The organism is Halomonas sp. QHL1 (genome assembly GCF_001882345.1).
GTDB lineage: Bacteria > Pseudomonadota > Gammaproteobacteria > Pseudomonadales > Halomonadaceae > Vreelandella.
On sequence record NZ_MINL01000001.1, the window covers coordinates 835,536 to 861,900 of the forward strand.

At 56.0% G+C, this 26,365-nt stretch carries 26 protein-coding genes; 12 read left to right on the forward strand and 14 right to left on the reverse strand.

From position 1 onward, the window contains the following. Positions 1-30 precede the first annotated feature (30 nt). From QHL1GM_RS03795 to pqqA, 7 genes are all read right to left on the reverse strand, one after another. Positions 31-2,676 carry an insulinase family protein gene (locus QHL1GM_RS03795; protein WP_139245598.1) on the reverse strand — a complete coding sequence of 882 codons (2,646 nt, stop codon included), beginning with the start codon at positions 2,674-2,676 and terminating at the stop codon, positions 31-33. Next, positions 2,648-4,471 carry a prolyl oligopeptidase family serine peptidase gene (locus tag QHL1GM_RS03800; protein ID WP_175540347.1) on the reverse strand — a complete coding sequence of 608 codons (1,824 nt, stop codon included), beginning with the start codon at positions 4,469-4,471 and terminating at the stop codon, positions 2,648-2,650. The genes QHL1GM_RS03795 and QHL1GM_RS03800 overlap by 29 nt, the downstream gene beginning before the upstream one ends. 8 nt (positions 4,472-4,479) lie before the next feature. Beyond that, positions 4,480-5,658: a pyrroloquinoline quinone biosynthesis protein PqqE gene (gene pqqE, locus QHL1GM_RS03805; RefSeq protein ID WP_071693288.1), complete on the reverse strand. Its 1,179-nt coding sequence runs from the start codon at positions 5,656-5,658 to the stop codon at positions 4,480-4,482. Next, complete coding sequence (gene pqqD / locus QHL1GM_RS03810) at positions 5,651-5,932, reverse strand: pyrroloquinoline quinone biosynthesis peptide chaperone PqqD (protein ID WP_071693289.1); 282 nt, start codon at positions 5,930-5,932, stop codon at positions 5,651-5,653. Before pqqD ends, pqqE begins: the two co-directional genes overlap by 8 nt. After that, entirely contained in the window at positions 5,929-6,711 is a 783-nt protein-coding gene (gene pqqC / locus QHL1GM_RS03815; RefSeq protein WP_083570970.1) for a pyrroloquinoline-quinone synthase PqqC, read from the reverse strand. Before pqqC ends, pqqD begins: the two co-directional genes overlap by 4 nt. Positions 6,712-6,781: 70 nt before the next feature. Then, the gene (gene pqqB, locus QHL1GM_RS03820; protein ID WP_071693290.1) at positions 6,782-7,711 is read right to left on the reverse strand and encodes a pyrroloquinoline quinone biosynthesis protein PqqB; all 930 of its coding nucleotides are present in this window, start codon (positions 7,709-7,711) and stop codon (positions 6,782-6,784) included. A 144-nt stretch (positions 7,712-7,855) separates the two neighbouring features. Then, complete coding sequence (pqqA, locus tag QHL1GM_RS03825; protein WP_071695905.1) at positions 7,856-7,927, reverse strand: pyrroloquinoline quinone precursor peptide PqqA; 72 nt, start codon at positions 7,925-7,927, stop codon at positions 7,856-7,858. Positions 7,928-8,286: 359 nt separating this feature from the next. On the opposite strand from pqqA, the gene QHL1GM_RS03830 reads away from it, so the two are divergent. From QHL1GM_RS03830 to QHL1GM_RS03865, 8 genes are all read left to right on the forward strand, one after another. Beyond that, positions 8,287-10,128, forward strand: a complete 1,842-nt coding sequence (locus tag QHL1GM_RS03830) for a methanol/ethanol family PQQ-dependent dehydrogenase (RefSeq protein ID WP_071693291.1) — start codon at positions 8,287-8,289, stop codon at positions 10,126-10,128. Between the two features lie 151 nt (positions 10,129-10,279). After that, positions 10,280-10,768 carry a cytochrome c gene (locus QHL1GM_RS03835; protein WP_071693292.1) on the forward strand — a complete coding sequence of 163 codons (489 nt, stop codon included), beginning with the start codon at positions 10,280-10,282 and terminating at the stop codon, positions 10,766-10,768. 127 nt (positions 10,769-10,895) lie between these two features. Continuing rightward, entirely contained in the window at positions 10,896-11,678 is a 783-nt protein-coding gene (locus tag QHL1GM_RS03840; protein WP_175540348.1) for a quinoprotein dehydrogenase-associated putative ABC transporter substrate-binding protein, read from the forward strand. After that, on the forward strand, positions 11,675-12,307 hold the full coding sequence (locus tag QHL1GM_RS03845; protein ID WP_071693294.1) for a hypothetical protein: 633 nt from the start codon (positions 11,675-11,677) through the stop codon (positions 12,305-12,307). The genes QHL1GM_RS03840 and QHL1GM_RS03845 overlap by 4 nt, the downstream gene beginning before the upstream one ends. Before the next feature lie 45 nt (positions 12,308-12,352). Further along, positions 12,353-13,606 (forward strand): ABC transporter substrate-binding protein, encoded by a 1,254-nt coding sequence (locus QHL1GM_RS03850; protein ID WP_083570971.1) that lies wholly within the window; start codon positions 12,353-12,355, stop codon positions 13,604-13,606. Continuing rightward, positions 13,591-14,631: a PQQ-dependent catabolism-associated beta-propeller protein gene (locus QHL1GM_RS03855; protein ID WP_254795256.1), complete on the forward strand. Its 1,041-nt coding sequence runs from the start codon at positions 13,591-13,593 to the stop codon at positions 14,629-14,631. The genes QHL1GM_RS03850 and QHL1GM_RS03855 overlap by 16 nt, the downstream gene beginning before the upstream one ends. Beyond that, positions 14,628-15,404: an ABC transporter ATP-binding protein gene (locus tag QHL1GM_RS03860; protein ID WP_254795257.1), complete on the forward strand. Its 777-nt coding sequence runs from the start codon at positions 14,628-14,630 to the stop codon at positions 15,402-15,404. Before QHL1GM_RS03855 ends, QHL1GM_RS03860 begins: the two co-directional genes overlap by 4 nt. Beyond that, positions 15,401-16,210 (forward strand): ABC transporter permease, encoded by an 810-nt coding sequence (locus QHL1GM_RS03865; protein ID WP_071693295.1) that lies wholly within the window; start codon positions 15,401-15,403, stop codon positions 16,208-16,210. Before QHL1GM_RS03860 ends, QHL1GM_RS03865 begins: the two co-directional genes overlap by 4 nt. Here the strand turns inward: QHL1GM_RS03865 and QHL1GM_RS03870 are convergent, their stop codons facing one another. The 7 genes from QHL1GM_RS03870 to QHL1GM_RS03900 form a co-directional block, all read right to left on the reverse strand. After that, the gene (locus QHL1GM_RS03870; RefSeq protein WP_071693296.1) at positions 16,211-16,600 is read right to left on the reverse strand and encodes a cytochrome c family protein; all 390 of its coding nucleotides are present in this window, start codon (positions 16,598-16,600) and stop codon (positions 16,211-16,213) included. Further along, the gene (locus QHL1GM_RS03875) at positions 16,600-16,920 is read right to left on the reverse strand and encodes a hypothetical protein (RefSeq protein WP_254795258.1); all 321 of its coding nucleotides are present in this window, start codon (positions 16,918-16,920) and stop codon (positions 16,600-16,602) included. Before QHL1GM_RS03875 ends, QHL1GM_RS03870 begins: the two co-directional genes overlap by 1 nt. Positions 16,921-17,071: 151 nt before the next feature. Beyond that, complete coding sequence (locus QHL1GM_RS03880) at positions 17,072-17,875, reverse strand: ABC transporter ATP-binding protein (RefSeq protein ID WP_071693298.1); 804 nt, start codon at positions 17,873-17,875, stop codon at positions 17,072-17,074. Then, positions 17,872-18,618 carry an ABC transporter permease gene (locus QHL1GM_RS03885; protein WP_071693299.1) on the reverse strand — a complete coding sequence of 249 codons (747 nt, stop codon included), beginning with the start codon at positions 18,616-18,618 and terminating at the stop codon, positions 17,872-17,874. The genes QHL1GM_RS03880 and QHL1GM_RS03885 overlap by 4 nt, the downstream gene beginning before the upstream one ends. After that, the gene (locus QHL1GM_RS03890) at positions 18,615-19,637 is read right to left on the reverse strand and encodes an ABC transporter substrate-binding protein (protein WP_254795259.1); all 1,023 of its coding nucleotides are present in this window, start codon (positions 19,635-19,637) and stop codon (positions 18,615-18,617) included. The genes QHL1GM_RS03885 and QHL1GM_RS03890 overlap by 4 nt, the downstream gene beginning before the upstream one ends. 109 nt (positions 19,638-19,746) lie before the next feature. Continuing rightward, positions 19,747-20,217: a ribonuclease HI gene (rnhA, locus tag QHL1GM_RS03895; RefSeq protein WP_071693300.1), complete on the reverse strand. Its 471-nt coding sequence runs from the start codon at positions 20,215-20,217 to the stop codon at positions 19,747-19,749. Next, complete coding sequence (locus tag QHL1GM_RS03900) at positions 20,210-21,082, reverse strand: class I SAM-dependent methyltransferase (protein WP_071693301.1); 873 nt, start codon at positions 21,080-21,082, stop codon at positions 20,210-20,212. Before QHL1GM_RS03900 ends, rnhA begins: the two co-directional genes overlap by 8 nt. A gap of 111 nt (positions 21,083-21,193) precedes the next feature. Here QHL1GM_RS03900 and gloB point away from each other — a divergent pair, with 111 nt between their 5' ends. The 4 genes from gloB to QHL1GM_RS03920 all read left to right on the forward strand — a co-directional run bounded on the left by gloB (position 21,194) and on the right by QHL1GM_RS03920 (position 26,364). After that, complete coding sequence (gene gloB / locus QHL1GM_RS03905) at positions 21,194-21,961, forward strand: hydroxyacylglutathione hydrolase (RefSeq protein WP_071693302.1); 768 nt, start codon at positions 21,194-21,196, stop codon at positions 21,959-21,961. A 30-nt stretch (positions 21,962-21,991) separates the two neighbouring features. Further along, entirely contained in the window at positions 21,992-23,215 is a 1,224-nt protein-coding gene (locus QHL1GM_RS03910) for a transglycosylase SLT domain-containing protein (protein ID WP_071693303.1), read from the forward strand. Positions 23,216-23,257: 42 nt separating this feature from the next. Next, positions 23,258-25,213: an extracellular solute-binding protein gene (locus QHL1GM_RS03915; RefSeq protein WP_071693304.1), complete on the forward strand. Its 1,956-nt coding sequence runs from the start codon at positions 23,258-23,260 to the stop codon at positions 25,211-25,213. Between the two features lie 77 nt (positions 25,214-25,290). Then, positions 25,291-26,364 carry a microcin C ABC transporter permease YejB gene (locus QHL1GM_RS03920; RefSeq protein ID WP_007114307.1) on the forward strand — a complete coding sequence of 358 codons (1,074 nt, stop codon included), beginning with the start codon at positions 25,291-25,293 and terminating at the stop codon, positions 26,362-26,364. Position 26,365 lies beyond the last annotated feature (1 nt).

Sequence of the window (26,365 nt, forward strand, 5' to 3'; positions counted from 1 at the left end):
AGTCATAAGAGTGTTGCCACAGGGCAACAATCAAAATCGGCGATTACCCGCCGGGGAGTGGTACCACCACTGCCTCGGCGCTTCAGTGAACAGGTTCGCGGCAAATTCTTCCAGCGCTTCTGGCGTCACGCCCATCAAGGCATGCTCCATGGCTTCCCAGGGTCGTAAAATTAGCGCCGTACCCTTTGGCGGCATTGCTGTGGACAGGGATGTGCCAATGACAGCATGGCGCAACGCTTGCCAGCTAGCCAAGATAGCCTCGTCAGGCGTTTCGGGAGGGCCCCATTGCATGCTTCTTAGACCATCCCGTCGCCGCGCCAGTGTGGCCTCACCCAGACGGGCCACCGCCATGCTTTTCTGCGTAAGAAAACACTCCACCGCTTCTTGCAGGTCATCGATATCGGCATGCGGGGACTGCACCACATAGCCCAATCGCGGCCAGCCGTCTGCCTCGCGATAGCGCACCGCGGCGACATAACCCAAGCCTTGGTGAACGCGAAGCTCCTGGAAAAAAGCACTATCATGGGCATCGGCAAGTAGCCGCATCAACAGCCGGCTCACGGGGGTATCATCGGGGCCATCGATTTGTAGCATCAGCGCATGATCTTCACCCTGGGGTGCGAGCCAGCGAGGTGCTCCAGCGACGCTTGCAGATAGCGATTCGTGGCTTGATTCAACAGCACCCCAACTGAAATCGAGCAATTCAGACGCCTTTCTGGCCAGGCGCTGCGAGGCTCTAAGGTACTCGCTGGGCCCAAGCCAACCCATGCTCCAACTCAAAATTCGTTTATCCAGCGGTTGCGCATCGTGTCTGGGAAAAGGCTCCTCCAGGTATGCCAGCATACGTTGCGCCAGCAAGCCGGCTGGCGCAACGCGGGGTTGTGAAGAGCGGGGTTGTAAAGAGCGGGCTTGCGAGGGCCCCGGCGGCGAATCAGGCGTGACCACGGCCCATGCCGCCAAGGCTTGAGAAGCCACCGACTCCAGCCCTTGAGGCTCGCCCTGCACTCTCAGCCAATCTCCCCTGGTATCGCCGCCCAGCGTTAATGTCACGGCAGCGTTTCGTGCCGCTTGGCGAAGTGCCAACGTATGCTGATGCCACGCCGCCAGGCGCAATTGCTGAGTCCTCCTGGGTGCAGGCCAGCCGAGACACCAAGCACTATCCTGTTGCCCACTCCCTCCCGCCCACCACAGGTCGAAAGACCCATGCTTGCCAAGGCACTCGGCCACCGTCGGCGAGCCGGCAACAGCGCCCGGGGTCGAATAATCCTGCAGTGCGATGCGTGGTGCCGGTCGAGGCGCCAATCTTGCGGCGCCGGCAGAAGCCCTATCCTCCGGCCAGCTCACCCGTCGAAACGGGGTTAGTGTATTCGGCACATGCTCGACATTGGCATCGAGTCCCTGCTTTTCTTCCATGACGCGACACGCCGATGGCGCCAAACAGGCCTCTAGTTCGTCGAACGCGCACTGCAAGCCATCATCGCTATGCTCAGTGGAGGGCGGCTGAGCCAGTCGGCGGGCCAGTTGTAGCGCATAGTCACCCAGGTCGGTTTCGCTAATTAATGGATATGAGCACCGTTGAGTGACAAGGCGCGATGGCAATTCCCTTACCGCACTTAGGCAGGTCGCCAACAGCCTGTCCACACAGCGCTCGCCCCTTGGGGTCAGCGTCAAGGTTAAGCACAGCGCGGGACCCGTGCCCTCTGGCCTGACGGTCGCCGCCATGTCGGCAATGGCAGCCTGCTCCTGCAGCGTGGCGGCCAGCCGGCCATCGCACAAGGTCGTTAGCGCGTGGTCGAGAACCGCAGCATGATGCTCTGCTAAAAAGGATGACAGTGGCCATAGCATCTCGAGTTTTGGCACTGTCGATGCCTGCTTAGCAGGCAGACACCATTGCAGATAGGCCGGTGGGGCCCAACGACCGCCGCGCAGTCGATTGATAGGCTGCGCGCCGCCAGGAATGACAGCGCAAGCCGCTTCCAACATCTTGAGTTGGCTTGTTAGTGATTCTGGCCCAAGCATTACCAGGCCGACACGCTCGGCACGATAGTGGCTGTTATGAAAGCCACGGAGTGCCTCGCAAAGCAACGGGATATCCTTGCCTAGGCTGTCACGATGGCCGGCATGAAAATGAGCAGCAGGGTGGCTAGCCTCGAATAACCGCGACACTACTGCTTGCCGGTGCAGTGCCGGGTCGGCCAGACGGGCCTGAAACTCGGCATCGATAACCTCTATTTCCCGGCTGATAGTGGATGCTTCGAGGCATGGGCATACCAGCAGGTCGATTAATCTAACAAGCCCCTCCTGCACGGAGGCAGGTGGCAGACTCAGATGATAATCAGTGACAAATTCATTGGTCTTGGCATTGTAGCGCCCCCCTTGCTCTCCCACCCAGGCAGCAAAGGTGGCCGGCTGAGGTGAGTCCTGTGAGCCGAGAAAAAGTGAATGTTCGAGTAGATGGGCCAGACCGGGCCGCTCGCCGGGTTCATCAAGATAGCCCGCCCCCACCACGGCGACCAGGCGCACCTTACGTGCGGAAGGCACCTCCACAGCCAGGATATCGGCGCCGCTTGGCAAGCGTTGACGAGCGACACGACTACCTACCGGCAGTGCTGGCATCCCCGTTAGCAGAGCTTCCTCAACGCCCATATCAACGCCCGGTGTGGGAGGTGGAGGCAAAGAAGGCGAGCTCTTCGGCGATCAGGCGACGTCGATTATCCGGATGCCTAATGCCATGGCCTTCGCCATCGAATAGCACCACCCTAGCCTTCACATCTCGTCGCTGTAATGCTGCGGCCATGGCGTGTGTCTGTTCCGGCACCACCACTGGGTCTTGGTCACCCTGGAAAAAAATCACTGGCGAATTGATCGAGTCGACACGGTAACGAGGGCTTTGTCTACGTTGTGAGGCGGTATCACCCAATAACCACTCAAGGTAACCGGATTCAAAACGGTGGGTTTGTGTGGACAAACGCGGCGCATCGGTGACGCCATAAAGGCTCGCGCCGGCACGAAAACAGGTGGTTGCAGCGAGTGTGTTAAGCACGGTAAAACCGCCCGCGCTCTGTCCCCGAATGAACAACTGCTCTACATCGGCAACGCCCTGCGCAACCAGCTCATCGGCCAGAGCAATGACATCCTCGACATCCAACTGCCCCCACTCCCCCGCGAGCCGTTCGCGAAAAGCGCGGCCCCAGTTGCCGCTACCGCGTGGATTAATATCCGCGACGGCAAATCCCTGCTGCGTCCACCAGTGAACGAGCGGATCGTAGACTGGGTAGCTGGCTGACGTGGGGCCCCCGTGTACGCGAATGATCAGCGGCATCGGGGTGCCCGCCTGTGCCTCCTTACCGTCGCCATGATAAAGGAAGGCTGTAAACCATTCATCGCCACCCACCGTAATGGTCAGTGTTTCCGGTACAAGCGAAATATCTTGGGTGGCTAAGCTGAACAGTTGCTGGTGTTCATTATGACCAAATCGGACACGTTCCAGACGTGCGGTATGGCCGACGCCTTGAGTAATTGCATACAGCCATCCCTCGGCACTTGCCAACCCTGCCACGCGCGACGCATCGGGAAAATAGCGAGCCGACGAATGGCCTTGAGAATCGAGATGCAGCACATGCGCCGCGCCCTCCTCCAGGCGCACCACGATACCGCCATCTCGCTGCCATAGGTGATGGTTTTCTCCCAGTTGCCAAGGAGTAGGAATATGATCCGCCGGCCAGTCACAAAGCAGCTGTACAGTCTCTCCTTCGAGCCGATAAGGTTGCCACCAACCACCGTGATCACTCATCACGATCAAGCCACCATCGCTGGCAAAACGTGGCTGACTGACCGCCGTACCGCCATCCCAACAGTGGATGGCGCGAGCAAGCCCATCGTCTCCGAGTTCAGCAATCTTCAGTGTGGAGCGTTGCCAGGGCATATGCGGCAACTGCCATTCCACCCAGGCGAGCCAGCGACCATCGGGCGAAAGCGACGGTGCGCCATAGAAATCACTACCTTGGGCAATGACTTCGAGTTCTCCTTCGCGGATAGCCACCAGCCTCTGGCTCCCTTGGCGGCCATCGCCGTACTCTTCCACCGCCAACACACGACAACGATGCGGATCGGCAATCATGCCACCATAACGGGCATCCGGACGTGACCACCAAGGGCGAGCCTCACCTCCAGCCAAGGGCTGCTGAAGCAGTTGCTGGCTTGGGTTATCGACGATCACCACAAACTCATCGAAACAGGCATAGGCACCACCTCCATAGCCATTGACACGGCTACCAACATCATAAAGCGGAGGTGTCACGGCACGTGACTCACCATTCGCCCAGTGCCACAGTGTCTTGCGCCCCGTGGCTGGATTCGCCGCGAGCCAGAATGCTCCCGCCGGAGTTGCCTGCAACTCGCTCAGACCATCGGCAGGCAATGCCACAGCGCGGGGCATCGTATCGAGCAGCGAGGAAACATCGAACGTCATGTGCTCACTCATTCGCGGCAAAACACTTGCGATTCGCGTTTATTACGTGGCGTCAGCTCCGCCACAGAGCGGTTATCGGCTGCCGCCTCTGCACGTGCGGCCTCAATCAGCCCGTGTTGAGGCGATAAGCTACAGACAGGATCCGTCGCTGTCTCATCACCGGTAAGCAGGTAGGCTTGGCAGCGACAACCACCGAAATCCTTATGACGTTCGTCACACTCACGACAGGGTGAGGGCATCCATTCATCGCCGCGAAAGCGATTGAAGGAAAAGCTGTCATACCAGATGCTATCGAGCGGCTGCTCACGCACCGTGGGAAATGTCATCGGCAGCTCGCGAGCACTATGACAAGGCAGCACCGTGCCATCCGGTGTAACGGTCATGAATATCGCCCCCCAGCCTCCCATGCATGCCTTGGGACGCTCGGCATAATAATCCGGCACCACAAACAGCAAGCGCATATCCTTGCCTTCGGCAGCTAGCTGCTGGCGCCAACGCTGGGTCGTCGCCTCGGCGGCATCAAGCTGCGAACGACTCGGCAAGAGCCCCGCACGATTGAGATGCGCCCAGCCATAAAGCTGGCAGTTGGCTAGCTCTACGGCATCGGCGCCCAACTCGTCGCATAACGCGATGACCTTATCAATCTGATCAATATTATGCCGATGCAGTACGACATTGAGGACCATTGGATAGCCCGCTGCCTTGACGGCACGCGCCATGGCCAATTTCTTGGCATGGGCTTTTTTCGAGCCGGCCAATGCAGCTGCCATTTCCTCGTCTGCTGCTTGTAGGCTGATCTGGATATGATCCAGGCCGGCGTCGCGCAAGGCTAATATGCGCGCCTCATCGAGCCCCAGGCCAGAAGTGATTAGATTGGTATAAAAGCCCAGTTGACGCGCCTCAGCGACCAGCTCTTCCAGGTCGTCACGCACCAAAGGCTCCCCTCCCGAAAAGCCCATCTGGACGGCGCCCATGGCGCGGGCCTGATGCAGCACATCGCGCCACTCATCGGTGCTAAGTTCCTTTTGCTGAGAAGCGAAATCAAGGGGATTGGAGCAGTAAGGGCACTGCAAGGGGCAACGATAGGTGAGTTCCGCCAGCAGCCACAGCGGCGCACCGATCGTATCGTCACAAGCCTTATCGGAGGCTGTGCTAGGTTCCGGTGAATTCGAGAGTAACTTAGTCATGGCGTATCCACCCCTGGTTGGCGGCGTCGAGCAGGAATTCTCTTACATCCTCCTCGAGCGTGGTGGCTTCGGGGAAACGACGCTGCAGCTCTGCGACCAACATGGCAACGTTACGCTCACCGTCTAGCAAGGTCAGCACCGCGCCCGCGCTTTCGTTGAGCTGAACCATGCCTTCGGGATAAAGCAGAACATGACGTTGTTGAGCAGGCTCCCATTGCAGGCGCCATCCCGGACGCAGCCTATATATAGTAGTTGCCTCAATAGTCGGCGTCATGCTACCCCCCGATGATAGACCCGCTCATCAGTAACGCTATGATACGGGGGACGACCAAGCTGGTAGGCCATGCTCATGGCATCGAGCATGCTCCACAGCACATCCAGCTTGAATTGCAATATATCCAGGGCGCGCTGTTGGGCCTGGTAGTTAGTGCATATTTCCAGGGCAACCTCGAGACCATGGTCGACATCACGACGCGCTTCATTCAGGCGCTTGCGGAAGTAACCGTAACCGGCGGCATCGATCCAGGGGTAGTGCTGCGGCCAGCTCTCCAGGCGACTCTGATGAATTTCCGGCGCGAACAGTTCAGTCAATGAGGAGATCGCCCCCTCACGCCAGTCAGCCCGGCGCACGAAATTGAGATAGGCATCCACAGCGAAGCGGACCCCTGGAAGTACATGTTCCTGGGACCAAAGCTCTTCCCTGGTCATCCCCACAGCCTCGCCAAGGGTTAGCCAGGCTTCTATACCGCCGACATCCTCCTCATAGCCATCATGATCCAGAAGACGCTGAACCCAACGCCTGCGGGTAGCGGCATCTGGGCAGTTGGCCAACAGTGCAGCATCCTTCTGGGGTATGTTGATCTGATAATAAAAGCGATTAGCGACCCAGCCACGTATTTGCTCCGGTGTGGATCGCCCTTGCGCCATATCGACCTGGTAAGGGTGATGAATATGATAGTAAGCACCCTTGGCCATCAACGCAGCACGAAACGCATCGCGATCGAGTGCAGGGCCGTTCTGCTTATTATCCAAAGGAGAAGCGATGGACGTCATGACGAGCTCCTTGTACGGAATACATGCCTTCTGTGATCAAGCAGTTCGCTCGAATCAAGGCTTCTTATGGTTATAATGTGAACTTCATGCCGTCATGGGCAACCTCAATACCGCGCTTGTTCAGTACTGCCCGCTCGGGCGAGGATTCATCGAGAATCGGGTTGGTATTGTTGATATGAATGAGGATGCGGCGTGTTGCCTCCGGCAATCGATCAAGCTCAGACAGCAATCCATTCTCGCCGCTCAGGGCGAGATGGCCCATGTCCGTGCCGGTCGCCTGGCCGACGCCGCTCCGCTGCAGTTCATCGTTGTGCCAGAGAGTGCCATCTACCAACACACAATCAGCACGCTGCATCCAGGCACGTACGCCGTCGGTAAGCTGCCCGAGCCCCGGCGCATAGAATAGCGAGGCACCGCTGCTCTCGTCCTCGATCAGCAGACCGATATTGTCACCTGGCGTAGGTGAACCACGGCGTGGCGAATAAGGCGGAGCATTACTGTCTAGAGCTATCGCCGTAAAGGTCAAGCCCGGGCACGGATCAATCTTGAAGCGTGCCTCATGCTGATTTTCATCGACAGGGATAGGCTGCCAACGCAGCCCCCCCTGCCAATGCGTCAGCATGGGAAACAGGGGGAAACCTGTACTCAGGTCCTGGTGGACGTTCGGCGTGCACCAGACATCCAGCGGACACCCTTCCCGCAGCGACAAGAGCCCGGTGGAGTGATCGATCTGTGCGTCGACTAGCAATACCCCTGCAATCCCCGTGTCGCGAAATTGCCGCTTCGGATGAAGCTCAGGATTATTGGCAATCTGGGCGCGAATATCCGGTGAAGCATTGCATAATAACCAGCGCTCACCATCCGTACTGATGGCTATCGATGATTGAGTGCGACTTTGTGCCATGATGGTGCCATTGCGAATCCCCCGGCAATTGGAGCAGTTGCAGTTCCACTGCGGGAAGCCGCCCCCCGCCGCCGCGCCCAATACCAGTATCTGCATGTCTTCCCCTTAATAAATACAGACTTTATTATTACTTCAATTGACTAAAACTCACAAAAAAAGTGCAGCCGTTTTATCAACTCAAAGAAAAACGGGGCGCCCAAATAGGTACGCCCCGTTCGACCCTAGTTTAGCCATCCTGCTTTAGCGATTAGCTATATAAAGAGTTACCTCAAAACCGAGACGGAGATCCCTATAAGCTGGCTTTGTCCACATACTAGCCTCCCAGAATAGTCTGTTTATTTGAATGCATCCTTAATTTGTTTGAATGCACTCTTAGTTAAGCAGTTTCTGGCAAAACCACATTACTACTAAGGTCTCGTTCTAACATTCCGGCATCTTACGGCCTGCCATAATCCCGTCCCACCCCAGTGTTTACGCGCGCTGTGACTGAATAAAGCGATTATGCACCAGATGGCAAAAGTGTTTTGACCATTGACTCGGATAAATTCGCAGCACCTGCCGTGTTTATTATTTCAACGTGTGCTAAACATTCAAAGTGTTGCTAGGAAAAATATAACAACTAAAAGTTGCGTTACTGGATTGAGCGACGCAACTTAAGTGGAGATAACACTATGCTTCCAGAAACGCGCTTCGCCATAGCGACTATAGGGCTATTGGCCATCTCGATGGCTCAGGCTCAAGCCAACGAGAACCAACTCGAGCTTCAACAAAACCCAGACCTCTGGGCAACTCAGCTAGGCAACTACCAAGGTCATCGCTACAGCGAATTAGACCAAATCACGCGTGAGAATGTTGAGCAGTTACAGCCTGAATGGCAATTCTCTACCGGCGTACTACGCGGCCACGAAGGCGGACCGTTATACGTCGGGGATGGGCGCCTCTATATTCACACCCCCTTCCCCAACAAAGTCTTTGCTCTTGATCTTGAAGACGAAGGCAGAATTATCTGGTCCTACGAACCCGATCAGGATTTCCGCGTCATCCCCGTCATGTGCTGTGATACCGTCAACCGTGGCCTAGCCTATGCAGATGGCAAGCTATTCCTCGGTCAGGCAGACAACACGCTAATCGCTCTGGATGCCGAGTCCGGTGAGCTGCTGTGGGACGCCAACAATGGCGACCATACCATCGGTGAATCCAATACCATGTCGCCGCTGGTCGTTCACGACAAGGTCATCATGGGCATCAGTGGTGGTGAGTTCGGTATTCGCGGCCACATGACAGCCTACAATGTCGAAACGGGTGAAAGGGAGTGGCGCGGCTATTCCAACGGACCCGACGATGAAGTACTGATAGACCCCGAAACCACCCTGATGATGGGCGAACCCATCGGTGAATCCGACCTCGGCGTAACCACATGGCCGGAAGGTGAATGGGAACGCGGCGGCGGCGCGCCCTGGGGCTGGGTTACCTACGACCCGGAACTCGACCTGATCTACTATGGCACTGGTAACCCCGGCACCTGGAACCCCGAGCAGCGCACCGTCGATGGCGAGCCTGCCGACAACAAGTGGGCGATTACCGTCTTCGCGCGTGACCCCAACAATGGCGAGGTGAAGTGGGTCTATCAGAAGGTACCCTTCGATGAGTGGGATTATGACGGGGTCAACGAAAACCAGTTGATCGACGTTGAAATCGATGGAGAACAGCGTAAAGGACTGGCGATCATCGACCGTACCGGTTTTGGCTTCCTGCTTGATCGTGAGACGGGTGAACTGCTGGTCGCAGAGAAGTATGCTGCTGAGACCAACTGGGCATCCCATTACGACATGGAAACCGGCCGTCCGGTGGTTAACGAAGAGTTCAGCACGTATACCCAGGGTGTTGATGTCAATACAGCCGACATTTGCCCCACGGCAATGGGTGCCAAGAACATGCAGCCGAGTTCCTACTCGCCTGATACCGGCCTGATCTACGCTGGCATCAACCGTATCTGCATGAACTATGAGCCCTTTGAAACCAACTATGTCGCAGGTCAACCCTATGTCGGCGCGACCCTGACCATGATGCCGGCCCCGGTTGAAGAAGAAGGTGGCATGGAAGGTCGCATGGGTAGCTTTATCGCTTGGGATCCGGTCAAGGGTGAAGTCGTCTGGGAGGTCGATGAGCGTTTCGCGGTGTGGAGCGGTGCATTGACCACGGCCGGCAATGTGGCCTTCTACGGCACGCTTGAAGGCCATATCAAGGCGGTAGATATCGAAACCGGCGAAGAGCTATGGCGCTTCAAGACCCCCTCCGGCATTATCGGCAACATCAACACCTTCCGGCATAACGGCAAGCAGTATATCGGCGTGCTCTCCGGCGTAGGTGGATGGGCGGGTATCGGTCTCGCCGCGGGTCTGGAGAATCCTGAAGACGGGCTCGGTGCCGTCAGTGCCTTCTCTGGGCTGGATGAATATACCAAACTAGGTGGCATTCTAACGGTATTCGCATTACCCGATAGCAGTACCTAAAAGCACCTGCCCCCTCCTCCCGTCATGGCGGCTATCAGCCCCATGGCGGGAACCGTTAAGAACCATTTTAGGAGTATTGCGTACCACAATATTCGACATTAGCGTTATATGAAACAACAACTACAACACGGTTTCTGACCAAGGGTGAAAGATGTCAAACAAGCAATCTCGCTCCAAGCATATCGGCATTCTGAGTATCGCAGTATTGGCCCTTAGCATCACAACGGCCTCGGCAGATGACCAGAATGCAGATAACCAAGCCCCATCTGAACAACAAGCGAGTCAAGAGCCAGGCAGTTTCATCGTCAAGGATGGCAAGGTCGATCCGAATACCTACCAAGGCTATCTTACCTATACACGTCATTGTCAGGCCTGCCATGGTCCTGACGCAATGGGCTCATCCTTTGCTCCCAACCTAGCCACCGCTGCAGAACGCCGCTCCTTTGAGGAAATTGCCACTACCATCGCCGGAGGCCTCCAGATCCAGCCTGGCCGTGTCATGCCCTCCTTCGCAGAAGATCCCAGTGTCATATCGAACATCGGTAATATTTATAGCTATCTGAAGGCACGCGCTTCTGGCGAGCTGGGCCGTGGTCGGCCAAAAGTCATCGAAGGAATGCAAAACGAGGAAGAGGGTTAAACGGCTACTGCTACATGCGCTTCATCCACTATCTTCCGCCCCTTTCCCACTGGAGGGATTAATGCCCCACTCCATCCGTCTGGCCCTGTTAGTCACAGCCACCACGATTGGCCTTATCGGTACAGGCGTGAACAGTACTTCAGCCGACATGCCCGAGCGTGGCGAACGGGAGCATCTTCGTGTCTGTGCCGATGGCAACAACTTGCCCTTTACCAACCGCGAAGAGCAGGGGTTCGAGAATCGCATCGCGCAGTTATTGGCCGAGGACATGGGCAAGCCGCTGACCTATGTCTGGGCACCGCAAATCATGGGCTTCGTCCGCAATACCCTCGAGTTACGTGTTTGCGATGTCATTATGGGTGTGGCCGCCGGGTATGAGTTCGTACAAGGCAGCAATGCCTACTACCGCTCCGTTTACTCCCTGATCGTGCCTGAAGGCTCCGATATCGAAATCACCAGTCTGAATGACCCCTCTTTGCAGGACCGTCACATCGGTGTGATCGCTGAAACGCCACCGGTCGTCCCTCTGCGCAGGGCAGGCGCTAGCATCAAGGGCTACCCGCTGCAGGTCGATACTCGCGTAAGAGCGCCGGTCAAGGATGCGATAGAGGATATCGTTGCCGGCACCACTGAGGGCGCCGTTCTCTGGGGTCCAATCGCCGGCTATTATGCTGCGCAGCAGGAGCCTGCCCTGAAGGTCATACCGCTTGTCGATGACACCACCGATGCCCATCTGCAATACCGAATTACCATGGGAATCCGACACGGTGAGCCTCAATGGAAGGACACACTCAATGATTTCATCGATCGACGCCAGGACGAGATCAACGCTATTCTCGCCGAATATAACGTACCGCTGCTGGATCGCCATGGTCAGCTTATTGATGAAGGTGCGAGGGACTCAGAATGAATTTATTCAACCTGCGCCCGTTGAGCTTCACCCTGGGCTTCGCGCTACTCAGCCTGCTACTTCCCGTTCATGCCCAAGCACAGCGTGCCGCTGCGGGTCCGCCGGACTGGCCCTGCGTGCAGCGCCTGATTCCCGAGCTTGCCTGGGGAACGCTATGGACAGGTCCCTCACCCGATGAACTAGAACAGGACTGGTGGGAGGACGAACAAGTAGGACGCACCGTACGTCTGGCAACGACCAGGACCATCAGCGAAGAGCAGGCACTTGAGCACATCCAGGAATTCATCGCGGACAACAACCCCGATGAACAGCGTCTGACACTACTTTTCTCCGGCCTTTTCGAACAGATCAATAACGAACGAAGCCGTACCATCGAGAAGATCCGTAGCGCGGCTCGCGCTCAGGTCGCACGTTTGGAGCAAGTCTCCGAGCTGGTCGACGACCTGGAAGCGGCGCGGGATTCCACTAGCGTCGAGCAAGAAGAAGCCGCCCGCCTGGAAGAGGAGCTGCATTGGGAGCGTCGCACTTTCACGATGCGTCAACAGGCGTTACCGGCGCTATGTGAAAAGCCCTACTTACTCGAGGAGAGGCTTTCCAGGATGGTACGTGCCATTGATGCAGCAATGTAAAGGCCAGCAAATCATGGCAAATAATAACAACGCATAGGAGCGGAAATGAGACGCTTAACTTCCGATGTTCTAACCGCACAAGCTGGTTATTTATCAAACATTCCTCGTCTGGTGCTGCTGAGCAGCTTACTTGTCTGTTCGACCGCGACGTTGGCGCAGTCGTCTTCGCAGGATACAGAGACGATCACCTTGGGTTATCTGGGGATCGAGCGCCCTGCGGATATCGAACCGTTATCGGTGCTTGACCCGGTTATCAATGACGAAGGCGTACAAGGTGCGCGACTTGCGGTCAATGACAATAACGCCACGGGGCAATTCCTCGGTCAGGAATTCGTGCTGGTCGAGTCTATCGTTGCGGAGCAAGGAGAAGTCCTGGCGGGTCTGGAATCACTTATCGAACAAGGTGCAGACTGGATCATAAGCGGTCTACCTGACGAGGCCCTGCGTGAGGTACTGGAGTCCTCGGCGCTGGAAGAGCGTGTGGTCTTTAATACTCTTGCCCAGGAAAATACCTTACGCAATGAAGTTTGTCAGGCGAATGTCTTTCATACCACTCCCAGCCGGCGCATGTTGACCGACGCGCTCGCCCAGTTCCTGGGCTACAAGCAATGGCAGGACTGGGTACTGGTACGAGGCAACACCGATGAAGACCAGCTCTTGGCGGAGGCACTTCGCGAATCGGCCCAGCGCTTCGGTCACGAAATCGTTGAAGAGAAGATGTGGCCACACGACCCCATGTCCCGGCGCGCTGAAGGCGGTTTCCACGCCATACAACGAGAAATTCCGGTATTCATGCAGGACCTGCCACAACATGATGTGGTGGTTATCGCCGATGAGAATGATTACTTCGGCGAATACTTCCCCTACCAGACCCAGATACCCAGGCCAGTCGTCGGTACCCAGGGGTTGAAGGCAGTCGCCTGGCACCGTGCTCATGAATCCTGGGGCGCCGTACAACTACAGCGGCGGTTCGAGGATCAGGCCGAGCGCTGGATGACACCGCATGATTTTGCCGCCTGGATCGCAGTACGTTCACTGGGCGAAGCCGCGGCACGCACCGGCTCGGTAGACCGCGACACGGTCACCGACTATATGCTCAGCGATGAATTCGAACTGGCCGGTTATCTCGGCCTGCCGGTGAGCTACCGCACCTGGAACCACCAGCTGCGTCAGCCGATTCTGGTAACAGGGCCCCGTATGGTCGCCTCGGTTTCTCCGCAGGAAGGTTACCTGCACCCGCGTTCCCCACTGGATTCACTGGGCGTCGATGAGGGGGAATCACAATGCAACATTCAGTGATTCACAGTGATAAGAAATCATTCGAACCACGTATTCGGGGAAGCAAAAAAATGCTCAAGCAAGGCTTACAGAGTGTTGCACTTGCGACACTGTTTCTAACGCCCTTCTCAGCGTATGCAGAACGCATTTTCGTCTCGAATGAGAAAGACAACACCATCTCGGTGATCGATGCACAATCACTGGAAGTGATCGAAACCATCGAGGTAGGCAGGCGTCCACGGGCCATGGCGTTCAGCAGCGACGGCAGCGAACTCTTCGTCGCAGTAGGGGATGACGAAGCGATCGACATGATCGATCTGGAGACACTGAAAGTCGTACGCAGCCAATCTTCCGGCGAAGATCCGGAGGTCATTCGAACCGATCCCAATAAGCCCTATATCTATGTCTCGAATGAAGATGACAATATCGTTTCGGTTCTCGATTATGAAAAGCGCACTCATGTTGATCAAATTCCGGTCGGCGTTGAACCTGAGGGACTGGGTATCAGTCCCGATGGCAAATGGCTGATCGCGACCACCGAGACATCGAACATGGCGCATATCATCGACGCCGAGAAACGTGAAGCGGTCTACCATCGCCTGGTGGGTGCCCGTCCGCGTCACGCCGAATTCACCCCCGATGGCAAAGAAGCCTGGGTCTCGGCAGAGATTGCCGCCACGGTGTCGGTCATCGATATGCAGGAGAGCTTTGATGTCGAACATACGATCCGTTTCGATGTCCCCGGTGTCCCGCGTGAAACCGTCCAGGCCGTAGGTATTACCATGACGTCTGACGGCCGCTATGCCTTCGTCGCACTGGGGCCGTCGAATCGAGTGGCGGTCATTGACCAGCAGAGCTACGAAGTGCTCGATTATATTCTGGTCGGTCAACGCGTCTGGCACCTCGCGCTCAGTGCAGACGAGAGCCGTTTATATACGACCAATGGTGTTAGCGGCGATGTGACGGTCATCGACGTGGATGGCTTAGAAGCGATCAAGTCGGTGCCCGTGGGACGCTTTCCCTGGGGAGTGGTCGTCGAGCCGTGAGTCATGAATTGAAACCAGGTGCGCACACTCATTCCGGTTCACCACCGGCACTGAATGTACGCGACCTTGGCTTCAGCTACAGCGGCAAGCCTGTGCTGGAGGATGTCTCCTTTACCCTTGGGGCCGGCGAGTTGGTGATGCTCCTGGGTGCCAACGGCGCAGGCAAGACGACGCTGTTCTCGCTGATCACGCGCCTCTACGATCACCGACAGGGGCAGATCGAGATCGGCGGCTTTAATCTACGCCGACACTCAGTGCAAGCGCATGCCCAGATGGGAGTGGTCTTTCAGCAGCCTACCCTCGATCTGGATCTGACCATAAAACAGAACCTTGTCTATCACGCAGCGCTGCATGGCATGAACCGCCGTGTGGCGCGCGAGCGCGCTATGCAACAAATCAGCCGCGTCGGCCTGCGGGACAGCCTGAATGAGCGGGTACGGCATCTGTCGGGGGGACAGCGCCGACGCGTCGAAATAGCTCGTGGGCTGCTACATCAACCCCGCTTGCTGTTGCTTGATGAACCCACGGTGGGGCTTGATATCGCCTCACGCCGCGCCCTGGTGGAGCATGTCCATCAGCTGTGTGCGGATCAGGGTGTAGCGGTGCTCTGGGCAACGCACTTGATTGATGAAGTCTATCCTCAGGATCGTGTCATTGTGCTGGATAAAGGGCGGATTCGTGCCAATGGCAGCGTCAGCGAGATCAACGCCCAGCAAGCAACTGAAACTATCGGCCAAGCCTTCGATAGATTGACTGGAGGCGAGCCAGGATGAGCCTTCTGCCTTATTTGCACTGCATGTCGGGAGTGGTAGGCCGTGAGCTATTGCGCTTCGTCCATCAGCGCAGCCGCTTCGTAGCGGCCTTGGTGCGGCCATTGGTGTGGTTATTCGTTTTCGCGGCAGGCTTTCGCATGGCGCTGGGCGTTGCCATGACCGAGCCCTATCAGACCTATATCCTTTATGAGGTTTATATCGTTCCAGGCCTGGTGGGTATGATCCAACTTTTCAATGGAATGCAGAGTTCATTATCGATGGTTTATGACCGGGAAATGGGCAGCATGCGAGTGCTGTTAGTCAGCCCCTTCCCGCGCTGGTTCCTGCTAGTCTGTAAATTACTGGCAGGCACTTTTGTATCCATTGTACAAGTCTATGTGTTCTTGTTGATCGCCTATATCTATGGCATTCAAGCGCCACTGCTGGGTTATGTGCTGGTCTTGCCGGCGCTGATAGTGACAGGTTTCATGGTCGGTGCATTAGGATTGTTGTTATCAACGTTCGTGCGCCAGTTGGAAAACTTCGCCGGGATCATGAATTTCGTGATTTTCCCGATGTTCTTCCTCTCATCGGCACTCTATCCACTCTGGCGCATCCGCGAAGGCAGCTATCTTATCTATCAGATTGCGGCGCTTAACCCTTTTACCTATGCCGTGGAAATGATCCGCTTCGCACTCTATGAACAGCTCAATATTGAGGCAGTGCTAATCACCCTGGCGGCAACTTGCGTACTACTGGGGTTGGCGATCCTGGGCTATAACCCGGCACGCGGGATGAGTGCACGCAAGGGCGGCGCGGGCGAATAATCATTCCTCTGCAGACACAGATTCCAAATAGCGGATTACCTGCTCACGTTGCGGGACGCCCAGGCCCCAGAACACCATGAAGGAACCGGGAAGCATGGCGGCGGGATCCTGAAGGAAAACATCAAGGATCTCTGGCGTCCAGACGAAATCTGCATCACGTAACACCGTTGAGAATTCATAGCCCGGCAAATCCCCGGCGGAGCGTCCTATGACACCGTACAGGCTTGGTCCGGCACGCTGTACGCCGGCCTGTACCGAATGACAGCCGGCACACTGTTTATCAAAAACCCGCTCCCCCTGCTCCCGTGCCGATTGATTGCCCTGCGCGGCAGCGTGACCGGTTATTCCCCAGAGCAGAGTTAGTGTTATGACCCACTGGATTCTGAACACTAGAAGCACTGTAAGCTGGCATCGGCCTGTACGCTTCTAAAATTCTGAAGCTGCTCTTCAAGGCTCTTGTCGGTGCGAAACAGCACGCCAAGTTCACCGCGCTTCTCATGCATACGCAAGATGGTCTCCACTTCCTCGTACTCGTCATAGGGGATCTGCTCGGCGATGGCATCGATACTGCAAGAGCACTTCTGCATCGCTAGATAAGTTTGTCCATTCGACGCCATGCAGCCCAGCACATAATCCACTCGTGCTTCTGTCGGAAAATCGTTGGCTACTGCGTGTGACGATAAGCAAAGGCCGAGCATAATGAATGTCATGAGCGCGAGCAGGCCTGTTCTTGCTACGTGCTTGGCGTTGTTTTTATACATGGCGCTACCTCTGATTCAGCCCAATGAAAGAGGGTGTACAGCCTTTCAAGTTATGGCAATTATCGTTTTTTTTCCATTGCATGCGGCATGGTTTTTAGTGTTATGGCGAGTCTACTTCAGTTGATAAAGATGTATCGATCAGACCTGATAGCAAGTCGGGATATTGCGCGGACAGTGTCTGCTGTAGCTGGGCGACAGCTGGGCCCTCCAGTTGGCGAGGGTGGGCAAGCTCAACCCGATAATCGAGAATGACGCGAGCCGGGGGGCGCGACAAGAACAGCACCCGATCCGCTACCGCCAGTGCTTCACGCAAATCATGCGTCACGTATATCACCAGCGGTCGTTGCCGTTGACAAAGCGCGAGTAACGATTCGCGAAGGCGATTGCCGGTGGGCATATCCAGCGAAACAAAAGGCTCATCCAACAGTAGCAGGCGCGGCGAGACCATGAATGCACGGGCTAACGCCGCTCGCCGCTGCATGCCGCCGGAAAGTTGTCCCGGCCAGGTATTCAGGTTATCAGCCAGCCCCACCTCGCGAAGCAATTCCACCGCCCTGGCGGTCACCTGCGACTCATTTAGTACAACGCTCGCATCACGACTCTGGGCTACCAGACGCACATTATCCAGGGTAGTCAACCAAGGCATCAGGCGTGGTTCCTGGAACATTATGCCCAGTTGTGAGGGTGATTCCCCAGGCATGTAAAGCGCTTCTCCATCCCAACTTACCGATCCGGTAAAATTGTGATCGAGGCCGCTGATCAGATTCAACAGCGTGCTTTTACCGGTGCCTGAAGGCCCGACCAGCGCCAGAAACTCCCCTGGGCGAGCGTTGAACTCCAGACCACGCAAAACGGCCTTGCCATTGAAGCGCTTTTCATCTATTCGTACTTCGAGACCTGTCACTGACGCCACCTCGTCAAGCGGTTCTCCACAGGGCGCATGAGCGCCGCTTCGATCAAGAATACAACGCCGGCAAAAGCGAGGGTATACGCCAGAATGCTGGTAATGTCGAAAAACTGATAATACGTATGCAATTGGAAGCCCACACCATTGCTGCGACCAAGCAGCTCCACTACCAACACGATCTTCCAGATCAACGCCAGACCGCTGCGTGCTGCCGCCATCAGGTAGGGATATAGCTGCGGCAGATAGATTTGTCGTAGCGTATGTAACCGGGTCAAACGATACGCCTGGGCCACCTCCAGCAAGCGCTTATCCACGGCACGCGCGCCCTCGCGAACGGTGACGATCACCGTGGGGATCTTGTTCAATGCGACCGCAATGACCGCCGCGACATCTGTCAAGCCAAACCAGATATAACAGAGCACGATGGTGACCAGTGCGGGAATATTGAGTCCCAGCACCAGCGCCCCATCCAGAGCAATATCCAGGCGCCGATGACGGCCCATGAAGATACCGATGGCGACCCCGATACTCATTGCCAGCAGGAAGCTTACCGCGACCCGCCCCAATGTCGCGGAGAGGTGATAAGGCAATTCTCCACTCTGGGTGTGCGACCAGAAGCTGAGCAACACCTCTCGAGGACTGGGCAGAACGAAAGAGTCGGCAATCAGCGCAGCGACCCACCAGAGAGCAACCAGCCCGAGTAGTGATGCCGTACGCAGCAGCCAGTTTCGTGACTTCATGGCAGATGAAACCCATCCCAGAAGATAGCCCTATCCAAGCTGCGTAGATCACCGCCAAGGAGATCGCCCCCTTGTTCCGATAAAATTATGAAGAGCTGCTCAGCCGCCTCGATCTGTGCGAGGCCGTAATGCTTAGGAATACCGGCTCGATATCCCGCTCTGATAGCCGCGAACACCTTGTCGTTTTCCGGCTTCACCATCCCTCGCAAGGATTCCCACGCCTCGTCGGAGTCGGCAAGAATCGCCTTGGCCTCATAGCTCGCTTCAAGGAACCGTGCCAAGGTTTGCGGCTGCGCGTCGGCCCACTCTTCAGCGAAGACCCATCCCAACAAGGGCGGCACTGTCTCGATGCCGAGCTCGTTGAGCATGGTTTCCACACTGAGCAGGGGTTGCATACCCGAGGCGGCGAGTCGAGCGTTGTAGTGCCAGAAATTGACCGCAACCGACAGGTCTCCCTCGAGCATAAGGCGGTTGATCATGGGCGGTGCCGCGTAAGTGGGCTCGACCACTGCTTCGAGATCTATCCCGGCGATTCGCTGTGCATACGCCCGCAATAGAAGCCAGGTCTTGTCTACCGGGCCGCCTGCAATGCCTAACTGACGTCCCTGCAAATCATGGAGTGTGTCGATGCCGGACGCGGGATCAACCATCACCGCACCGATCGATAAGGAATAAGGTGCGAATTGGTAATTGCGGCCCGCCTGCCGCTGATGCGCCACCCATAGCCAATCGGAGACGATAGCATCCACACGCCCACCCTGTAGCGCAACGGCCAGGGCATTCTCGGAAGCCAGCGGAACGATTTCCAGTTCCAGCCCACGCTTTTTAACCAATTGGTAGGCTTCGATGATGTGCATTTCCCAACTGACAGTCCCGAAATTCAGCACTCCGACACGCAGCGACAAGGGCTCTTCAGCCCTCGTCTGGGGTATCAGACCAACCATCAGCAACAGACCGACCAGGAAGCCGAGCCTGTCCCACCAGCATGCTCGTTTAACAGGGTGAACTGCAGCATACATAAGGGTTCGTCCCTTAGTTTATTGTTATCGATGCCTACAGTTAGAGGGCAAATGATAGCCAACGGTAGCCGACTTTAGTATTAGTTCTAGCACCGCTACACTTGACGCATCATGCTCTTCTCTTTTGGTGCTCATCAATCGCTTCATTGGCCAGCGAATCGGCGCGCTCGTTGCCAGGGTGGCCGCTGTGCCCTTTTACCCAGTGCCACTCCACTTGGTGGCGCTGGGTCTCTTCGTGCAGGGTCTTCCACAGCTCGGCATTTTTGACCGGCTGCTTGGCAGCGGTTTTCCAGCCGCGCTTGATCCAGTTATGAATCCACTGGGTAATACCCTGGCGAACATATTGGGAGTCAGTCCAGAGTGCCACTTCACACGGGGTATTGAGGGTGCGTAGCGCCATAATCGCAGCCATTAACTCCATGCGATTATTAGTGGTATCCGTTTCATAGCCTTTCAATGTTTTCTCGTGCTCGCCACTCGCCAGCACGACGCCCCACCCGCCGGGCCCTGGATTGCCCCTACAAGCCCCATCGGTGTACACCGTTACCCGAGGTAGATCTCCCGCCGCCTCTTTAGTCAATCTCTTGATCCCCTGGTGTCTGTAAATCAGCTTTATTTAAATCAGCTTTGTGCATATCCGTTTGCCGTGTTGTGGCTTGAGATGTTTTAGCGGGATGCGCTTGATAAGCTTGGTAGTGGGCGGATGAGCCAGAACGGGTAACACCCAATGAAGCCTGGGGTGCTGGCGCCTCCAAGCCAAACTTCAAGCGCTGCACCGGCGCTTGGCGCTGCTGCCGACGCGCTTGAATCATATAACTTTCGCCCAGCGGCAGGTTATGACGCCGCCCTAACGACTCCCAATACTCACCGCACTTGGCGTTCATCCGCCCCCGAAAACAGCAATAGTCTACCCGCTCCACCTCAAAGTCGACAAACGCCAACCAGTCGCGCAGGCGGCTAGCGGAGCGCCATGTGCCGCTCCAGGGAAACGTCTGCTGGCGCTTTCGCCACTGCCGGGCAAGGCCACTCACGCCAATGGGATTAAAGCCAAACAGCACCATAATGCCGTTATCAGCAGTGACCCGCGCGGCCTCCTGAAGCGTGAAGTGGGCGTCGGTTAAGTGCTCAAGCCAGTGGTGAATGACCATCACATCTAAACAACGATCCGGCAACGCAAGCTGATCCGGAGGACATACCAGGGTGCTATCGTTTTCGGCTAACTGACGCGTAGGCGACCAGCGTATAGGGTGCGCAACGGCCGACATGGTCATCAGTGCCGGCCCCATGCTCATTTCCAAGCTATGGCCGCCCACACGTGATTCCACCACGGGCCCTAAGCAAGCACGCTGCGTTTCCCACAGCGAACGCCCCGCCTCTGTTTGCCAATAAGGCTGGCTACTTTGTAAGCGCTTAGCCAGTGTAGTGGCCGTTGTCGAATTTGACATGAACAGCGCTTCCCTCCACAGTAAAGGCTTTTTAACGCCTTTTACGCACCGATTTAGCGCTAATAAGCGCAATGTTTGATGTGTTTTTACGTAACTTAAAGGATCTCGCCGATGATGAGCGTGACACCGATCCCCGCCCTTAGCGACAACTATATTTGGCTATTAAGACAAGATACTAGTCAAAGCGTTTGTGTGGTGGATCCCGGTGAAGCCGCCCCGGTGATCGAGTTTCTTGAGCGTGAGTCGCTCACCCTAAACTGCATTCTGATTACCCACCATCACCATGATCATACGGGCGGTCTAGCAGAATTAATTAAACGCTACTCTCCACACGTTATCGGCCCGGACAATCCCAAGATTGAAGGTATTGATGAAACCGTGGGCGACGGTGACGAAGTCCGCATTATGGGGCGCTTATTTGACGTCATGGCGACCCCCGGCCATACGCTGGATCATATCAGCTACTACACAGCGGGTATCCCTGCGCTATTGTTCTGCGGTGATACCCTTTTTTGCGCGGGTTGCGGTCGTTTATTCGAGGGTACCCCGGAGCAGATGTACACCGCGTTGAAAAAATTTGCGGAACTCCCTGAAGATACACTGGTCTTTGCAGCCCATGAGTACACTCAAGCAAACCTAACGTTTGCACGTGCTGCGGATCCTGAAAACGAAGACGTTAAACACGCCTTGCAGGAGTGTGAAAAGGCGCGGGCATTGGATCGCCCCACCTTACCCAGCACGATAGGACGCGAGCTGAAAATTAATCCCTACCTTCGCGTGGGCACTGATAGCGTGCGCCAGGCGGCAGGTACCCAGGGTGTTAATCATGATGATCTCGCTACGTTCACCACTCTTCGTGAGTGGAAGAACCGTTTTTAAGAACGCTATCGAAACCAAACGAATGCAACTATGACCTATCGAACGATTCGCCAGCGCTTGATGCTGAGCGCGGGCAGTACCGTAATAATGGGCCTAATGTTAGCCGCTGCGGCAAGCTCACAAGCCTCTGCGACAGGCTATGAAGAATCTACTGCTTCAAGAAGCACCTCAGTAGAGGCTACAAAACCACGCCCCACGCCGTTCCAGATCCATTTTTGGGAGGCGCTGGAGCTTCAACCCCAAGACGCCTGGACAACGCTGCGGAAAAGCTTTCAGTGGCAAGAGAAGTCACTGCCCCCAGAGGCCCAAGCGCGGGTAGATGAGTGGATTGAGTACTACCGTTCCAGCCCCGAGAACATTGCCACTATCACCGAACGAGCCACCCCTTGGCTTGCCTGGATTACCCAGCAAGTTAGTGAGCGCGGCCTACCTGGTGAAGTTGCGTTAATACCCTTCGTTGAAAGCTCCTTTGATCCAGGCGCGCGTAGCCACCGCGGTGCCGCTGGACTATGGCAGTTTATGCCTGGTACCGGCGATGCACTAGGTTTGGTACGTAACGGAAACTACGATGGTCGATTAGACGTGGTGACCTCTACCGCAGCGGCGCTGGACTATTTGGAAATGCAGGCAGATCAATGGTATGAAGGTGATCTGATGCTTTCACTCGCCGCTTATAACGCAGGCGCAGGTACCGTCAATCGCGCTCAGCGCCAAGCCCAGGGTCAAGGTTTGCACGGCGAGTACTGGGATCTCTCGCTGCCCTACGAAACCATGAACTATGTGCCTAAGCTGAAAGCGATCGCGACGATTATTGACGACCCAGAGCAATACGGTGTCAGCCTGCCGGAAATACACGTTGATCCGGCCTTTGCAAAAGTGCAGTTGTCGCATGCGTTGAGTCTTTCAGAAGCCTCTCAACTACTGGATGTCAGCCAAACGGCATTAGCCGAGCTAAATCCGGGCCTGCTGAATGGCAGTATCGACCCACGCAGCGCCCAGACGCTGTTGGTACCCGAAGAGGCGGATACCCAGGTGCTTGCGCAACTTGCACAGGAAGGCAGTCAAACTCAAGATAGCAGCCAAGCGTTTGCGCAAAACAGCAGCGGCAATACCCATCGCGTTGAAAGGGGCGATAGTCTCTCTGCGATTGCAGCCCAGTATAATGTTGACCAACAAGACCTTATACGCTGGAATGCGATTGACCGCCCCGGCGCTTTACAACCAGGCCAACTGCTGACACTTTCAGGGCGTTAAACCGGGTTAAATAGTTGGCTTTGTTCACATGGGATGTCACCAATGCCGCGTGGTTTGTTTTTTGCGAAAACGCTTCTACTCATCAGTGGCCTGATGTTCAACGTATCGATACTGGCTTCAGACGCCGAAACGATAGCGTCAGAGCCGACGTCTAACAGCGATTCGTCACCCACCGCCACCAGCGCCAACGTGGTGGGTGACTTGAACACCGACGCAAACAACGTGGTGCCGGTTGAAACCGTTCACGGGCTATCGCTTTACGATAGCCCTGAGCTACAAGCCGACTTCCCCTACTTTCCCCATGTAAATCCTCAAGCTCCCAAAGGCGGCACCATTACCCATACCGCAGTGGGGAGCAGCTTTGACTCGACCAATCCGTTTATTATTCGCGGCACGCCGGTTACCGGCATTTCACAAATTTACGACACCCTGATGGCCAGCAACCCGAACGAGCCCTTTAGCATCTACGGCTTGCTGGCCGAAGGCGTGCGTCTTGACCCTGACAGGGAATGGATCGAGTTCGACCTACGCCCTGAAGCGCGTTTCCAAGACGGTGAGCCGGTCACGGCCTACGATGTGGTGTTCTCGCTTGACTTGCTCCGCGAAGAGGGCAATCCATTTTACGCCAGCTATTACGCGGGGGTGGAAGAAGCCATCGCTCTCAATGAGCATCAGGTCCGTTTTACCTTTAACGATACTCAATCGCGAGAGCTGCCGTTAATCGTCGCCCAACTGCCTATACTCCCCCGCCACTACTGGGAACCCCGCGAGTTCACATCCCCCACCCTGGCGGCGCACCCAGGTTCCGGGCCCTACCGCATTAGCGAAGTAGACCCAGGTCGGCGAATTGTTTACCAGCGCGATGAGGATTACTGGGGTAAAGATTTGCCGGTTAACGTTGGCCGTTACAACATCGATCGCATCATTTACGACTACTACCGTGACCGGGATATCGCCTGGGAAGCATTTAAAGCGGGCCTAACCGACTTTCGTACCGATGCCCGCGCCGCCACCTGGGCGATTGGCTACGACTTCCCAGCCTATGAAGAGGGCTTGGTAAAGCGGCTAACGGTGCCTGACGTTAATCCTTCGATGATGCAGGCGTTTGTCTTCAACCTGCGTAAAGAGAAATTTCAAGACCCCAGAGTCCGTGAAGCATTGAGCCTTACCTTCGATTTCCCCTGGCTCAATACCAATATTTTTTACGGCACCTACCGGCGCACCGAGAGCTTTTTCCAAAATTCAGAGATGGAAGCCACCGGCTTGCCCTCTGAAGAGGAGCTGGCGTTGCTGGAGCCATTTCGGGAGGAGTTGATCGCCTCTCACGGTTCTGACCGTTTGTTCACGCAGCCACTGCCTATCGATGAGCCCATCGAGTTACGCGAGCGGCTTCGTAAAGCGCTCGACCTCCTCCGCGAAGCAGGTTATCGCGTTGAAGAGGGCATGCTGGTTCATCAACAAACCGGACGCCCTTTAAACCTGGAAGTGCTGCTTTACGACTCTGGGCTTGAACGGGTGGTGCAGCCCATGCTCCGCAATATGGCTCGTTTGGGGGTACAGACGTCTCTGCGTATCGTTGATATTAATCAATTTTTAAACCGGCAGCGTAATTACGACTATGACATAGTGATCAGTCACTTCCCTCAGTCGAACAATCCGGGCAACGAGCAGCGCAACTTCTGGACCAGCGAAGCCGCTGAGGCACCGCAAAGCCGCAACCGGATGGCGCTGGCGCATCCGGCGGTCGATGCACTGGTGGAAGAGATCATAAGTGCCGATGGTCGTGAAGAGCTGGATACAGCCACGCGCGCGCTGGATCGGGTGCTACGTTGGGGGTTCTATGTCATTCCCCACTACCACTCTGGGGAGACCCGCATCGCCATTTGGGATAAGTTCGGCTACCCCGAACCCTTCCCTGAATATGCCATGGATATGGATGCGTGGTGGGTAGACACCGACCGTGAAGCAGAACTTCAGCGCCGCCAGCGCGGTCGTTAACGCTGGCTATATGGCAACTGCTTAAGCGCAACGGCTTATCCTCAACGGTTTCATCGCCATAAACCTTGGAGTGCTCTGTGGCCCGTTATACCCTACGCCGACTGCTGCTAATGATTCCAACCCTTTTCGGGATCATGCTACTCAATTTTATTATTGTTCAGGCGGCGCCGGGCGGGCCAATTGATCAGATGTTGGCGCGTTTTGAAGGCGCCGACGCCATGGCCAGCACCCGCTTGGATATGGGTGGCGCCGACGTTCAGGTTAGCGATGACTCCCGGGGGGCTCGGGGCATTGACCCGCGCTTTATCGAACAGCTAGAGCAGCAGTTTGGTTTTGACAAACCCGCCCACGAGCGCTTTATCGGCATGATGGCGGATTACCTCACTCTCGATTTCGGCACCAGTTTCTTCCGCGACCGACCGGTCACCGAGCTGATGATCGAGCGGCTGCCGGTTTCCATATCGTTAGGGCTCTGGACGACGCTACTGGTCTATTTAATTTCCATCCCGTTAGGCATTAAAAAAGCGCTGCGCCACGGCTCCCGGTTTGACGTCTGGTCGTCGGGGTTAGTGATTGTTGGCTATGCCATCCCAGGTTTCCTATTTGCCATCCTCCTCATAGTCCTGTTTGCCGGGGGCACCTACTGGGACTTATTCCCGTTACGTGGTTTGACCTCGCCTGACTTCGATCAGCTTTCAGCCTGGGGCAAGGTCAAAGACTACTTCTGGCATATCACGCTGCCGGTTATCGCCGCCTCGATTGGCAGCTTTGCCACACTGACAATGCTGACCAAAAACAGCTTTCTGGATGAGATTCACAAGCAGTATGTGATTACCGCCCGCGCCAAAGGTGCCGACGAGCGGCGCGTGCTCTATGGCCATGTATTTCGCAACGCCATGCTGATTATTATCGCGGGCCTCCCCGCCGCCATGATCGGCATTTTCTTCACCGGCGCGCTGCTTATCGAAGTTATCTTCTCCCTGGATGGGCTGGGTCTGCTCGGCTTCGAGGCGGTAATGCAGCGGGATTATCCGGTGATATTCGGCACCCTGTTCCTGTATACCGTGATCGGCTTAATCCTCAAGCTGATTTCCGATTTGACCTACGTGTGGGTAGACCCGCGTATCGACTTTTCGACTCGGGAGTCGTGAT